The 12,945-nt window shown below is 66.6% G+C and carries 14 protein-coding genes and 1 pseudogene; 6 read left to right on the top strand and 9 right to left on the bottom strand.

The window, feature by feature from the left end; translation table 11 throughout:
- Positions 1 to 123: 123 nt before the first annotated feature.
- Genes OKW44_RS08690 through phnG form a run of 7 tightly spaced genes read right to left on the bottom strand, consistent with a single transcriptional unit; the run spans position 124 to position 6,043 of the window.
- Complete coding sequence (locus OKW44_RS08690; protein WP_018424799.1) at positions 124 to 1,257, bottom strand: alpha-D-ribose 1-methylphosphonate 5-triphosphate diphosphatase; 1,134 nt, start codon at positions 1,255 to 1,257, stop codon at positions 124 to 126.
- A 36-nt stretch (positions 1,258 to 1,293) separates the two neighbouring features.
- Entirely contained in the window at positions 1,294 to 2,070 is a 777-nt protein-coding gene (phnL, locus tag OKW44_RS08685; protein WP_018424800.1) for a phosphonate C-P lyase system protein PhnL, read from the bottom strand.
- A gap of 8 nt (positions 2,071 to 2,078) precedes the next feature.
- Positions 2,079 to 2,849: a phosphonate C-P lyase system protein PhnK gene (phnK, locus tag OKW44_RS08680; protein ID WP_018424801.1), complete on the bottom strand. Its 771-nt coding sequence runs from the start codon at positions 2,847 to 2,849 to the stop codon at positions 2,079 to 2,081.
- Positions 2,846 to 3,784, bottom strand: coding sequence for an alpha-D-ribose 1-methylphosphonate 5-phosphate C-P-lyase PhnJ (locus OKW44_RS08675; RefSeq protein ID WP_018424802.1), 939 nt, complete (start codon positions 3,782 to 3,784; stop codon positions 2,846 to 2,848). The genes phnK and OKW44_RS08675 overlap by 4 nt, the downstream gene beginning before the upstream one ends.
- The gene (locus OKW44_RS08670) at positions 3,781 to 4,917 is read right to left on the bottom strand and encodes a carbon-phosphorus lyase complex subunit (protein ID WP_018424803.1); all 1,137 of its coding nucleotides are present in this window, start codon (positions 4,915 to 4,917) and stop codon (positions 3,781 to 3,783) included. Before OKW44_RS08670 ends, OKW44_RS08675 begins: the two co-directional genes overlap by 4 nt.
- Positions 4,917 to 5,528 (bottom strand): phosphonate C-P lyase system protein PhnH, encoded by a 612-nt coding sequence (phnH, locus tag OKW44_RS08665; RefSeq protein ID WP_018424804.1) that lies wholly within the window; start codon positions 5,526 to 5,528, stop codon positions 4,917 to 4,919. Before phnH ends, OKW44_RS08670 begins: the two co-directional genes overlap by 1 nt.
- Positions 5,528 to 6,043: a phosphonate C-P lyase system protein PhnG gene (phnG, locus tag OKW44_RS08660; RefSeq protein WP_026226592.1), complete on the bottom strand. Its 516-nt coding sequence runs from the start codon at positions 6,041 to 6,043 to the stop codon at positions 5,528 to 5,530. The genes phnH and phnG overlap by 1 nt, the downstream gene beginning before the upstream one ends.
- Positions 6,044 to 6,222: 179 nt before the next feature.
- Here phnG and phnF point away from each other — a divergent pair, with 179 nt between their 5' ends.
- From phnF to phnN, 3 genes are read left to right on the top strand one after another with little or no spacing between them, the layout of a single operon-like run.
- Entirely contained in the window at positions 6,223 to 6,981 is a 759-nt protein-coding gene (gene phnF / locus OKW44_RS08655) for a phosphonate metabolism transcriptional regulator PhnF (RefSeq protein ID WP_018424806.1), read from the top strand.
- Positions 6,978 to 7,742 carry a DUF1045 domain-containing protein gene (locus OKW44_RS08650; protein WP_018424807.1) on the top strand — a complete coding sequence of 255 codons (765 nt, stop codon included), beginning with the start codon at positions 6,978 to 6,980 and terminating at the stop codon, positions 7,740 to 7,742. Before phnF ends, OKW44_RS08650 begins: the two co-directional genes overlap by 4 nt.
- Positions 7,739 to 8,290, top strand: a complete 552-nt coding sequence (phnN, locus tag OKW44_RS08645; protein ID WP_018424808.1) for a phosphonate metabolism protein/1,5-bisphosphokinase (PRPP-forming) PhnN — start codon at positions 7,739 to 7,741, stop codon at positions 8,288 to 8,290. Before OKW44_RS08650 ends, phnN begins: the two co-directional genes overlap by 4 nt.
- Before the next feature lie 15 nt (positions 8,291 to 8,305).
- On the opposite strand, the pseudogene OKW44_RS08640 reads toward phnN, so the two are convergent.
- Positions 8,306 to 8,878, bottom strand: a pseudogene (locus OKW44_RS08640) (LysR substrate-binding domain-containing protein); the annotation flags it as partial.
- 43 nt (positions 8,879 to 8,921) lie between these two features.
- Between OKW44_RS08640 and OKW44_RS08635 the strand changes: the two are divergent.
- Positions 8,922 to 10,112, top strand: a complete 1,191-nt coding sequence (locus tag OKW44_RS08635) for a M20 aminoacylase family protein (RefSeq protein ID WP_018424810.1) — start codon at positions 8,922 to 8,924, stop codon at positions 10,110 to 10,112.
- A gap of 84 nt (positions 10,113 to 10,196) precedes the next feature.
- Here OKW44_RS08635 and OKW44_RS08630 read toward each other — a convergent pair whose 3' ends face one another.
- Positions 10,197 to 11,021, bottom strand: coding sequence for an IclR family transcriptional regulator (locus OKW44_RS08630; protein WP_018424811.1), 825 nt, complete (start codon positions 11,019 to 11,021; stop codon positions 10,197 to 10,199).
- Positions 11,022 to 11,266: 245 nt separating this feature from the next.
- On the opposite strand from OKW44_RS08630, the gene OKW44_RS08625 reads away from it, so the two are divergent.
- Both OKW44_RS08625 and ltnD read left to right on the top strand, forming a co-directional pair.
- On the top strand, positions 11,267 to 11,971 hold the full coding sequence (locus tag OKW44_RS08625; protein WP_018424812.1) for a FadR/GntR family transcriptional regulator: 705 nt from the start codon (positions 11,267 to 11,269) through the stop codon (positions 11,969 to 11,971).
- Positions 11,972 to 12,043: 72 nt separating this feature from the next.
- Complete coding sequence (gene ltnD / locus OKW44_RS08620) at positions 12,044 to 12,934, top strand: L-threonate dehydrogenase (protein ID WP_026226593.1); 891 nt, start codon at positions 12,044 to 12,046, stop codon at positions 12,932 to 12,934.
- The last annotated feature ends 11 nt before the right edge of the window (positions 12,935 to 12,945 follow it).

Below are 12,945 nucleotides of genomic sequence, written 5' to 3'. Positions count from 1 at the left end.
TCTGCGCGGAATCCTCATGTCGATCGGCCCCATCGCCGAGCGCAATCCCGCGTGGTTCGAGGCCGACGAGCCGGAGCGTGTGCCGTTGTCGACCTGAGACGCAGGCGCGCTCAACCAGCCCACTCAAACGATCCGCACCCCTGCGCGATAAGTCGCGCGCGGCACCGGCAGCTTGTCGAGCATCGTCACGCGCACGAGATCCGCGCGCAGGCCCGGCTCGATCGCGCCGCGGTCCGTGAGGCCGGCGGTGCGCGCCGGCTCGGCCGAGACCGTTGCCATCGCGCGCGGCAGCGACCAGCCCGCTTTTTCGACGAGATCGAACACCGCGGTCAGCAAGCTCGACGGCACGTAATCCGACGACAGGATGTCGAGCAGGTCCGCGCGCGCGAGTTCCAGCGCCGACACGTTGCCCGAATGCGAGCCACCGCGCACGATGTTCGGCGCGCCCATGATCGTCGCGATGCCGTGCTCGCGCGCGGCTTGCGCGGCGATGCGCGTGGTCGGGAATTCGGCGAGCACGATGCCCTCGGCCTTCGCCTGTTCGACGTGCTCGATCAGCGTGTCGTCATGGCTCGCGACCGGAATGCCGAGCCGCCGGCAACGCGCGACGATCTCGCGGCGGTGCTCATCCGCGTAACGCTCCTGTTCGACCGCGAGTTCGGCGAGCGTGCTCGCGACACGCTCGTCGCTCATCTTGCCGTTGCGCTCCTGGAAGCGACGCCATTGCTCGCGGTCGTGCCATTGGCGCTGGCCCGGCGTATGGTCCATCACCGACGCGAGCCGCAGCAGCGGATGCGCGCACAGCGAATCGAATACCTCGAGCACGTCGGCGGTCGCGATCTCGCAGCGCAGATGCAGAAAGTGCTCGGCGCGCAGCAGTCGACGCGTGGACAGCCGCAGCAGCGAATCGGCGCACTGCGTTTGCACATCGCGGTTACGCAGCCCAATGCTCGAGCGCGAGCCGATGGCGAGCGCGTCGAATACCGTCGTGATGCCGGCTGCGGCGACCTGCGCGTCGTGAATCACGAACGCTGCGTCGGTATTCCATTCGACGCCGGGACGCGGCACGAGGTGCTTCTCGAGGTTGTCCGTATGCAGTTCGATCAGACCGGGCAGCAGATAATCGCCGTCCCAGTCTTCGGCGTCGCGCGCCGAACCCGCGTCGCGTTCGACGTCGCGAATCACGCCGTCCTCCACGCGCACGGTGCCAATGAATTCTTCGTCTCGCGTCACGATGCGAGCGTTGCTGATCAACATCGACTTGCTCCGTAGTCAGTCGGGACTGGTGTCAATTTAGTGCCGCGCCGGTGGCCGCAGTTCCAGGCGGCGCGTCGCGACCTTGTTGCGGGTCTCTTCGTCGTGAAAGATACCAACGATCGCCGCGCCGCGCTCGCGCGCCTCGACGATCAGATCGGCCACAACGTCGCGGTTTTCCGCATCGAGTGAAGCGGTCGGTTCGTCGAGCAGCAACAGCGGATGTTCGGCGATCAAACCTCGCGCGATGTTCACGCGTTGCTGCTCGCCGCCCGAAAATGTCGCGGGCGCGAGGGACCACAGACGTTCCGGCACGTTGAGCCGCGCGAGCAATTCAGCGGCGCGCGCGTTTGCTTCAGGTTCGGCGACGCCGTCCAGGACCAGCGGCTCGGCGACGAGCGCAAGCGTCGGCACGCGCGGGATCACGCGCAAAAACTGGCTCACATAGCCGACCACGCGACGGCGCAGCCGCAGCACGTCACGCGGTTCGGCACGGGTGATTGCAATGGGCCGACCCTGATCGCTGGTGTCGCGAATCGCGATTGAGCCGGTGCTCGCCAGATAGTTGCCGTACAGACAGCGCAGCAGCGTGCTCTTGCCTGCGCCCGACGGCCCCACCAGCACCACGCATTCACCGCGCTCGACCTCGAGCGACACGTTCGAGAGCGCGTCGATCCGCACACCGCCCTGGCCGTGCAGCGTGAAAGTCTTGCCGATGCCGATGGCGCGCAGCATCAGCGCCGCGTTGTCCGCGAAAGCGCGCTCGCCGTGGCGTGCATCGCTGCCTGCGTCAATGACTACCTCATTGGATTGCATCGTGAGCCTCAAACCGGCAGAACCGAGGAAACCAGCGTTTGCGTATACGGATGCTGCGGATCGTCGAGCACCTGATCGGTCAGGCCGGCTTCGACGACTTCGCCCGCCTGCATCACCATCAGTCGATGCGCCAGCAGACGCGCGACACCGATGTCGTGCGTGACGATCAGCACCGATAGATGCAGCGTCGAGCTCAGCGTGCGCAGCAAATCGAGCAGACGCGCCTGCACGGACACGTCGAGACCGGCGGTCGGTTCGTCCATGAACACCAGACGCGGACCGGTGACGAGATTGCGCGCGATCTGCAGACGTTGCTGCATACCGCCCGAAAACGCGGCGGGGAATTCGTCGATGCGAGTGGGGTCGAGTTCGACGCGCTCCATCCATTGCGTGGCTGTGCGGCGAATTTCGCCGTAGTGGCGCGCGCCGACCGCCATCAACGGCTCGCCGATGTTGGCGCCGGCCGATACGCCGCCGCGCAGGCCGTCGCGCGGATTCTGCTGCACGAAGCCCCACTCGGTGCGCATCAGCAGACGGCGGCGCGGCTCGGACAGCGCGCGCAGATCGAGCGAGTCGCCATGCGACGCGGTGTAGTGCAGCGAGCCGCTATCGGCCTCGGTCTTCAGCGCCAGCGTGTTGAGCAGCGTGGTCTTGCCCGAACCCGATTCACCGACGATGCACAGCACCTCGCCCGGATACAGATCGAAACTCACGTTGCGGCAACCGTTGCGGCCGCCATATTGTTTGGTGAGCGCGCGTGCGCTCAGAAGCGGCGTCATGCGGATTCTCCTTCGCGCGTGGCGTGGGGCAGCGGCGCTTGCGCTTCGATAGCGCCGTCGGCGTCGCCGCGCCGCCCGTGACAGTAGTCGCTGTCCGAGCACACGAACATGCGCGTGCCCGCATCGTCGACGATCATCTCGTCGAGAAAGCTTTCCTTCGATCCGCACAGCGCACACGCGTGCTGCCACTTCTGCACTTCGAACGGATGATCGTCGAAGTCGAGGCTGCGCACCTGCGTATAAGGCGGAATCGCGTGAATGCGGCGCTCGCGGCCCGCGCCGAACAGTTGCAGCGCGGCGTTCATATGCATCTTCGGATTGTCGAACTTCGGGATCGGCGACGGCGAGCTCAGATAGCGATGATTGACGATGACGGGGTAGTCATACGTGGTCGCGATGCTGCCGTGATGCACGATGTCCTCGTACAGTTTCACGCTGATCAGCCCGTAATCGGCGAGCGCATGCAGCTTCCTGCATTCGGCGACGCGCGGCTCGAGCCGGTACAGCGGCTCGGGCATCGGCACCTGATAGACGAGGATCTGCCGCTCGGTCAACGGCGTTTCGGGAATCCTGTGCCGCGTCTGGATGATCGTCGCTTCGCTCGTGTGCCGCGTGGTCGCCACACCCGTGGTGCGCGCGAAGAAGCGGCGGATGTTGACGGCGTTGGTGGTTTCGTCGGAGCCCTGATCGATGACCTTCAGCGTGTCCGTCCTGCCGATGATCGCGGCCGTCACCTGGATGCCGCCGGTGCCCCAGCCATACGGCAGCGGCATTTCGCGCGACGCGAACGGCACCTGGTAGCCCGGCACGGCGACTGCCTTCAACAGCGCGCGGCGCAGCATGCGCTTGGTCTGCTCGTCGAGATACGCGAAGTTGTAGCCGTGCGCGGCGGTGTCGTATGAGGTGTTGGCAACAGCGGTGTCGGGCGCGTTCATGCTGCCTGCTCCTTGTCGGTGGCGTGGCTTGTTTCATCGTGGCTGTGATGCTGCGCGCGCAGACGCCGCACCAGTTCCAGCTCCGCCTGGAAGTCGACGTAATGCGGCAGCTTCAGGTGCTGCACGAAGCCCGACGCCTCGACGTTGTCGCTATGCGACAGCATGAATTCGATGTCCTGCGTCGGTGACGCGAGCGTTTCGCCGAGTTCTTCGGCGCGCAACGCGCGATCGACGAGCGCCATCGCCATCGCCTTGCGCTCCGAGTGGCCGAACGCGAGGCCGTAGCCTTGCGTGAAGGTGGGCGGCACCGTGCCGCTGCCCGCGAACTGGTTGATCATCTGGCATTCGGTGATGTCGATATCGCCGATGTCGACCGCTTCGCCGAGTTCGTCGAGGTCCATCTCGACCGCGATCGTGCCGAAACGGATCTCGCCCGCGAACGGATGCGAATGCGCATAGCCGCGTTGCGTCGCATAGCCCATCGCGAGCAGAAAGCCTTCGTCGCCACGCGCGAGGTTCTGCAGACGCGTCGCTCGGCTTGCCGGAAACGCCAGCGGTTCGCGCGACAGATCGCCGGGTTCTGCGCCGTCGGGTGTCGGGCGCTCCTGTTCGATCAGGCCTTCCTTGTCGAGCAGCGACACGACGCGCGGCATCGATTCAGCCGCTGGCGGTTCTTGCGGAACGGGCGCGTTGCCGCGCGTCACGTCCTGCCGCGCGTCATCGCCATCGGCGAGCAACGCGAAATCGAGCAGACGCTGCGTGTAGTCATAGGTCGCGCCGAGCAACTGGCCGCCGGGCAGGTCCTTGAAGGTCGCCGAGATGCGCCGCTCGACCTGCATCGTTTCGGTATCGATGGCGCTCGTATAGCCGAAGCGCGGCAACGTGGTGCGATACGCGCGCAGCAGGAAGATCGCCTCGACCAGATCGCCGGCCGCCTGCTTGATTGCGAGCGCCGCAAGCTCCTCGTCGTAGACCGAGCCTTCGGTCATCACGCGCGCGACCGCGAGCCGCAACTGCTCGCGAATCTGCTCGACGCTCAGTTCGGCGATCTGCGTATCGCCGCGGCGCGCTTTGTCGAGCAGGCGCCACGACGCTTCGATCGCGCGTTCTCCACCTTTGACGGCAACGTACATCAGTTCACCTTCGCTTCGGTTGTGCGCGGCAGGCCGATCAAGCGCGCGCCGCAAACCAGATAACAATCGATGCCGCACGGAAACAGCGGCGCGAGCGTCGCGCGTTCTTGCCAGAACCGCGCGGGAAGACCGACCGGCGAAATTGCTTCGGTATCGCGAATGCCGGGGCCGCTGAGCGTGACCGGTGTGCCACCGGTCAGCGCGTCGACGCGGATCAGCAACGTGGCCGATTGTTCCGGTGACTCGGCGCTGCCGGGCGCGAAGCTTTCGAGCGATGGCAACGCGTCGGCATCGTGCGCATACACGAACGCGGCCGCGCCGGGTGCATCGGCGAGCGGCGCGCCGGTATGGAAGCGCAACGCCGACGCGAGCGCGGGATCAGGCTGCGCGAGCCACACCGGCGTCGCGTAGTCGCAGAGCGTCAGCAGTGCGGCAAACGCGGCGGGTTCGACCGGCGTATTGCGCAACTCGGGCAGCACGTCGCGGATCACGCCGATCGTGCCGGGTCGCGACAACGCGTCGAGCAGCGTGCGAAAGACGGCCTGGGTGTCGTGGACCGGGTCCGCGAAACCCGGCGTCAGCGTGGACAACGCAATCGGTGAACGTTCCATCAGTCGCCTCGCACCATCGTGAAGAATTCGACGCGCGTCGCCGCGACGTCCTGTTGCTGTTGCGCGCGCAGGGCCTGCTGTCGCGCGGCGAACGGCTCGATCAATCGACGATGCAGGCTGTCGTGATGCTCGGGCATCTGCAGCAAGGCATCGGCGAGCGCGGCAAGTTCGGCGCGACGGCGGTCGCGTCCCAGATGGCAGGCCACGCCGACGGTGGCTTCGGCGTCGTCGCTGGCATGCAGGCGCAGCGTGGCGCGCGTAACCGTGGCTTCGCCGAGATTGAACGGATCGCCGCTGCCGCCGATGCGCCCGCGCACCATCGCGAGGCCAATTTCAGGGGGGCGCAGCCAGTCGTAGGCGGGGGTGGGGCGGCCTTGCAGCGCGCGCTGCAGCGCGGCTTCGAGGTCGGCGCGCGGCGTGCGCGCCAGCACGGCCATCCAGGCGCGCCGCGCCGCCGAAGACTCGGCTGGCAACGGCGAAGAGGGTGGACGGGGCGGAACGGAACTCGGGCTCATCGGATTTCCTGTCGATCCAGCGAGTGGGCATTGGAGCATCTATTCATCTAAACGTCTAGACGTTTATAAGCATAGTTGTCTGGACTGTCGTGCGCGGCCGACATTCATATTTTCATCACGGCTCGCGCACTACAATGCACGTCATGGCGATCATTTGAACCGAAGGGAATGACAGCACCATGACATCGAACGACAGCGCGGCGCCGGCCACGACGCTCGAACGCGGCGCGGGCGTGGCCGTCTGGAGACAGATCGAACAGATTCTCGCCGCAGAGATCACGGCAAGCGGGTTCGGCGAAGAAGGGCGGCTGCCGAGCGAAGGTGAGCTGGCGAAGCGCTTCGACGTCAACCGTCACACGGTGCGTCGCGCGATGCTCGGCCTCGCCGCGCTCGGCCTCGTCAGCGTCGAGCAGGGGCGTGGCACGTTCGTGCAGCCCGGCGCGATCGACTATTCGATCGGCCGCCGTACGCGTTTCACCGAAAACCTGCGTCAACAACACCACTCGCCCGCGGGCACGATGCTGTCGGCCGCACGCGTGAAGGCCGAGCCCAGTGTCGCGAAGGCGCTGGGTCTGCGCGCGGGCGCGGCCGTGTACCGCATCGAATCGCTGAACGCGTCCGACGGCGTGCCGCTCACGTTCGCGCGCAGCTGGTATCCGGCCGCGCGTTTTCCGGATTTGCCGGAGGTCGTGCAACGCCTCGGGGGCACGACGAAGGCGCTGGCCGAATTCGGCGTGGACGATTATCTGCGCAAGTGGAGCCGCATCGGCAGCGTGCTGCCCGAGCCGGAAGTCGCGCGGCGGCTCAACATCAACCGTCAGCAGCCGGTGCTGTGGGTCGAGAACGTCGACGTCGATCTGCAAGGCACGCCGGTTAAATACGGCTTTACGCATTTCGCGGCCGATCGCGTGCAACTGCTCGTGGAGCATGACCTGTGAGCGGCCCCGCATGGAGTGCCGAAGCGCGCTTTGCGCTCTATTACGCGCCGTCGGTTGAATCGGCGTGGTGGCAGGCCGGCTCGACATGGCTCGGCCGCGATGCGCACAGCGGCGAGCGCCGCGCGCAGCCGCAGCCGCCAGGCCTGACGCGCCCGCTCGCCGCGTTGACCGACGCGCCGCGCCGCTATGGCTGGCATGGCACGCTGGTCGCCCCGTTCCAGCTCGGCGCCGGCGTCACGCAGCACGACTTGCTCGCGGCCGCGCGAGCCTGGGCGCTCGCGCAGCGGCCGTTCACGTTGCCGGTAGAAGCGGCCACGCTGGGCGACTTCGTCGCGTTGCGACCGGCCGATGCGGATGGCGAGACGCGCATTCGCGAACTCGCGTCGAACGCGCTGCAGTCGCTCGACAGGCTGCGAGCGCGGCCGTCGGCGGCCGATCTCGAGCGACGGCTCGCCGCGCCGCTCAGCGAACGCCAACGTGCGTTGCTGTTGCAATGGGGCTATCCGTACGTGTTCGACGAGTTCCGTTTTCATATGACGTTGTCCAGTTCGCTCGCCGATGCCGACGAGCGCGCGACGCTGCTCGCATGGTGGCGGGAGCGCACGCCGGCGCTCGGGCCGCTCGCTGTCGATCAGGCCGCGCTGTTCGTCGAGCCGGCGCCGGGCGAGCCGTTCGTGCTTTGGCAGCCGCTGCCGTTCAGCCACGGCGCGCAACCTGGCGATCGTACGAACAAGCAGCAAGACGAGGTGAGCAGCCAATGACGGGGCGTTTGATCTATGTGATGGGGCCGTCGGGCGCGGGCAAGGATTCGCTGCTGCAGTTCGCGCGCATGCGGCTCGCCGGCGAGCCGCTCGTATTCGCGCATCGTTACATCACGCGGCCGAGCGGCAATGGCGAGGTGCATGTTGCACTAAGCGTCGAGGAGTTCGCCGCGCGCTCGGTGCTTGGCCTGTTCGCGCTCGAATGGTCGAGCCATTCGCTGCGCTATGGCATCGGCATCGAACTCGATGCGTGGCTCGCGCGCGGCTGCACGGTGGTCGTCAACGGCTCGCGGCAGTACCTGCAGCATGCGCTCGCGCGCTATCCACGCGCGGAAGTGGTGCACGTGAGCGCCGCGCCGCATATCCTCGAAGCACGGCTCGGCGCGCGGGCGCGCGAATCGTCGGAGCAGGTCGCGGCGCGGCTCGCGCGGCGCGCGCCGTTTGCGTTGCCGGCCGGCGTGCGCTGCACGACAATCGACAACTCCGGCGCGCTCGAAGAAGCGGGGCACGCAATGATCACGGTGCTCAAGGAGCGCGTGAGCGCGTAGCGCAAGCACGCGGCCTTACTGCACGGCCCCAATTCGCTCCCGCGTCACCTGCCGCAAACATGCGACGAACTGCTGTACGGCCGGCGTGGGCAGCAGATCGCGTCGCGAGATCATGCTCAGATCGTAGTTCGGCAGCGCGTCTTCGATCTGTGCGACGCGAATGCCGAGCGGCGCGACCCTCTGCGCAAGCGGCCGCGTGAAGCAACTGATCGCGTCGGTCTGCGACACGAGCCCGAGCGTGACTGCAAACGACGACGGCGCGCGCAGCAAGCGCTTCGGTACCGGCAAGCCGTGCGCGCTGAACATCGCCATCATCACGCTGTGCGGGAAGTGATCGGCGCCGACCGTGACGATCCACTCGGCGTCGAGCAGCTCGGACAGACGCGTGACGTTCGCGAGCGGATGGCCGGCGCGCATCGTGACGACGAACTGCGTCGAGTACAGCGGCACCTGCACCAGATCGTTATCCAATGCCAGAACGTGATGGATCGCCGCGAGATCGAGCTTTCCGTTGCGCAGACGCGCGAGCGCGTCGGGCACCGTCACTTCCTCCAGATGCAGACTCACGAGCGGCATCCGCTCGCGAAAGCTCGGCTATAGTGCGAGGCTACTCACTGGAGCCATACAAACTATGAACGAGACCCCGCGTTTGACCGAAGTGTCCGATCTGGAACCCGCCGCCGTGGGCCTGCGCGAGATTCGCCATCACATTCACCACCATCCGGAACTCGCGTACGAGGAAGTGCAGACCGCGGCGCTCGTCGCGGAAAAACTCGAACAGTGGGGCTGGCAGGTCACGCGTGGGGTCGGCAAGACCGGCGTGGTCGGCACGCTGAAAGAGGGGGACGGCAAGCGCAGCATCGGCATTCGCGCGGACATGGACGCGTTGCCGATCATCGAACAGACCGGCCTGCCGTACGCGAGCGGCACCCACGGCAAGATGCACGCGTGCGGCCACGACGGTCACACCACGATCCTGCTCGGCGCCGCTCAACGTCTCGCGGCCACGCGCAATTTCTCGGGCACCGTGCATTTGTATTTCCAGCCGGCCGAGGAAAGCGGCATCGACAGCGGTGCGCTGAAGATGATCGACGACGGCCTGTTCGAGCGCTTCCCTTGCGACGCCGTGTTCGGCCTGCACAACCATCCGGGAGCCGAGCCGGGCGTGTTGCTGTTCCGCAAGGGACCGTTCATGTCGGCGGGCGACAAGGCGATCATCACGATCGAAGGCGTCGGCGGCCATGCGGCGCGTCCGCATCTGACCGTCGATCCGGTCGTGGTCGCCGCGAGCATCGTAATGGCGCTGCAAACGATCGTCGCGCGCAACGTCGATCCGTCGCAGCCGGCCGTGGTGACGGTCGGCTCGATGCACGCGGGCACCGCGAACAACGTGATTTCGAGCAGCGCGCGGCTCGAGCTCAGCGTGCGCTCGTTCAGCCCAGAGGTGCGCGCGTTGCTGAAGAAGCGCATCACCGAACTGGCCGAGTCGCAGGCTGCGAGCTACGGCGGCAAAGCGCACGTCGAGTACATCGAAGGCTATCCGGTGGTCATCAATACGGATGCCGAAACGGATTTCGCGGTGCAGGTCGCGCGCGAACTGGTGGGCGACGACAAGGTGGTCGAGCAGACCGACATCCTGATGGGTAGCGAGGACTTCGCATTCATGCTGCAGAAGCGGCCGGGCACGTTCCTGCGCATCGGCAATGGCGTCGGCGAGGACGGTTGCATGGTGCACAACCCGCACTACGACTTCAACGATCGCAGCCTGCCGATCGGCGCGGCGTTCTGGGCACGGCTGGTGGAGCGCTATCTCGCGCAGTGAGCGCTTGATGCAAACGCCGCGGCGCGCACTAGGCGTGCGCGCTCGGCCGCTCATCACCGCGCGGCCAGAGCCACGAAGCGTTCATTAGCCGCGCCGCGCGACCATCTCCGAGACTGTCTGCGCGGCTCGCTGCAGCGGTTCCAGAAACGCCTTCACCATCTGTTTGGCCGAATTGCGCTGCGCGTTGCCGCTGATGTTCATCGCGGCGATCACGCGGCCCTGGCGATTGCGAATCGGCGCGGACAGCGAAATCAAGCCGCCTTCGAGCTCCTGATCGACGATCGCCCACCCCTGGCGACGCACCTGCTCGATCAGCTTCTTCAACTCTTGCTTGTCGGTGACGGTGCGCGGCGTGTGCGCGTAGAGCGGCGTCGAGTTCAGCGTCGCGTCGAGCGTCTCGTCGTCGAGCGAGGCAAGCAGCACGCGGCCCATCGACGTGCAGTACGCGGGCAGGCGGCTGCCGATCGACAGGTTGATCGTCATGATCTTGTGAGTCGGCACGCGCAGCACGTAGACGATCTCGGTGCGATCGAGCACGGCCGCGGAGCAGCTTTCGTGCACCTGCGCCGACAGGCTTTCCATCACCGGTTCGGCGAGATTCCAGAACGGCATCGAGGTCAGATACGCGAAGCCGAGGTCGAGAATCTTCGGCGTCAGACGGAACAGGCGTCCCTCGGCTTCCACATAGCCGAGCGTTTGCAGCGTCAGCAGGATCCGGCGCGCGCCGGCGCGCGTGAGGCCAGTCGCCGCGGCAACGTCGGTGAGCGTCTGTTCAGGCCGCGTCGCGTCGAACGCGCGGATGACCGCGAGGCCGCGCGCGAACGACTGCACGTACGAGTCGCCCGGTTTCTCCGGGGCCGGTTCGGCGTTGGCGGGCGCGACGGAAGACGGCGGCAGGGCTTTGCTCATGGACCTTGATCGTGGTTTCGGAAGAGTGCGCGCGAAGGACACGCGACGCGCGTTCGTTTCGATACGGCGCCGCGTTTTGCGTTGCGGCGCAAAGGCGAGACGATAGCTTAAGCCTTCTATTTCGCCAAATAACGCCGATTCGTGCAAAAAACCCAGGGTTTGCGTGGATGCGATTCCCCACTCCAAATTTGTATGATGACCCGATAACCTGACTAGTTCGAGATACCCGGTCCAACCGATCCGCCATGTTCGACAAGATTCCCGCGCGCGCTTTGAGCGACACAGTCGCGCAGCAACTGCTGAAGCAGATCGACAAGGGCACCTTTGCGCGCGGCGCCAGGCTGCCGACCGAAGCCGTGCTCGCGCAACAGTTCGGCGTAAGCCGCACGGTGATTCGCGAGGCGCTGTCGCGGCTGAAGAACGAGGGGGTGGTCGAGCCGCGCCAGGGCAGTGGCGTGTTCGTCGCCGGGCACGGCGCGATCCGCCCGCTGCGAATCGACTACGCGGAAGCCGTGGAGCCGGGCTCGGTCGTGCAGATCCTCGCGCTGCGTCGCGCGATCGAGGCGGAGGTCGCGTCGGAAGCCGCGATGCGCCGCAGCGATGCCGACATGGCCGCGATCGACGCCGCGCTCGCGCGCATCGAGCGCGCGGTCGGCACTGGCGAAGACGGCGTCGCCGAAGACGTCGCGTTTCATCGCGCGATCGCGGCGGCTACGGGCAATCCGTATTTCCTGAAGACGCTGACGTTCCTCAATCAGTACCTCGAAGCGGGCACGGTCGTCACGCGCCGCAACGAGGCGCTGCGCGAGGACTTCTCGCGGCAGGTGCGCGAGGAGCACGCGGCGATCGCCGCGGCGATTCGCGCCGGCGATCCGATGGCGGCGCGCAATGCCGCGCAGACGCATCTGTACAACGCGGCGCGGCGGCTTGCCGAGGCGGGCATCGTCTGACGCGCTGAAGGCGCGCGGTGATTCCGACGCGCGCGAACCCACGAATGCAGCACCAATCCATAGAGGTCATGCATGTCGAGAAATGTCGGTGTCATTGGTTTGGGGGCCATGGGGCTCGGCGTCGCGCGCTCGCTGTTGCGTGCGGGCTTCAGGGTCCACGCGTGCGACTTGCGGCGCGACGCGCTGCAGGCGTTCGTCGATGAAGGGGGCATCGGCTGTGCGACGCCCGCGGAGCTCGGCGCGCAGTGCGAGGTCGTGATCACGCTGGTCGTGAATGCCGCGCAAACCGAGGCCGTGCTGTTCGGTGAGCGCGGCGCGCTCGCGGCCATGAAGCCGGGCGGCGTCGTGATCGCGAGTGCCACGGTCGCGCCGGAGTTCGCGAGCGATCTCGGCAAGCGCGTCGAGGCGGCCGGTCTGCAGATGCTCGACGCGCCGGTGTCGGGCGGCGCGGCGCGCGCGGCGTCGGGCGAGATGACAATGATGACGTCCGGTCCCGCGGCCGCTTATGCCGCGTGCGAAGACGTGCTCGCCGCGATCGCCGGCAACGTGTATCGGCTTGGCGCCACGCATGGCGCAGGCTCGAAGGTGAAGATCATCAACCAGCTGCTGGCCGGCGTGCATATCGCGGTGGCCGCCGAGGCAATGGCGCTCGGCCTGCGCGAAGGTGTCGACCCGGACGCGCTGTACGACGTGATCACGCACAGCGCGGGCAATTCGTGGATGTTCGAGAACCGCGTGCCCCATATTCTCGCGGGCGACTACACGCCGCTGTCGGCGGTCGATATTTTCGTCAAGGACCTCGGCCTCGTGCTCGATACCGCGCGTCGCACGAAGTTTCCGCTGCCGCTGTCGGCGGCAGCGCATCAGATGTTCATGATGGCGTCGACGGCGGGCCACGGTGGCGAAGACGACTCGGCGGTCGTGAAGATTTTCCCAGGCATCGAATTGCCGACGAAGCAATAGGCGAGGGACAG

The sequence above is a fragment of the Paraburkholderia lebeckiae genome (assembly GCF_050436325.1).
GTDB lineage: Bacteria > Pseudomonadota > Gammaproteobacteria > Burkholderiales > Burkholderiaceae > Paraburkholderia > Paraburkholderia tuberum.
Note: the sequence above shows the minus strand (reverse complement) of the source record. Positions and strands in the feature narration are given on the sequence as shown.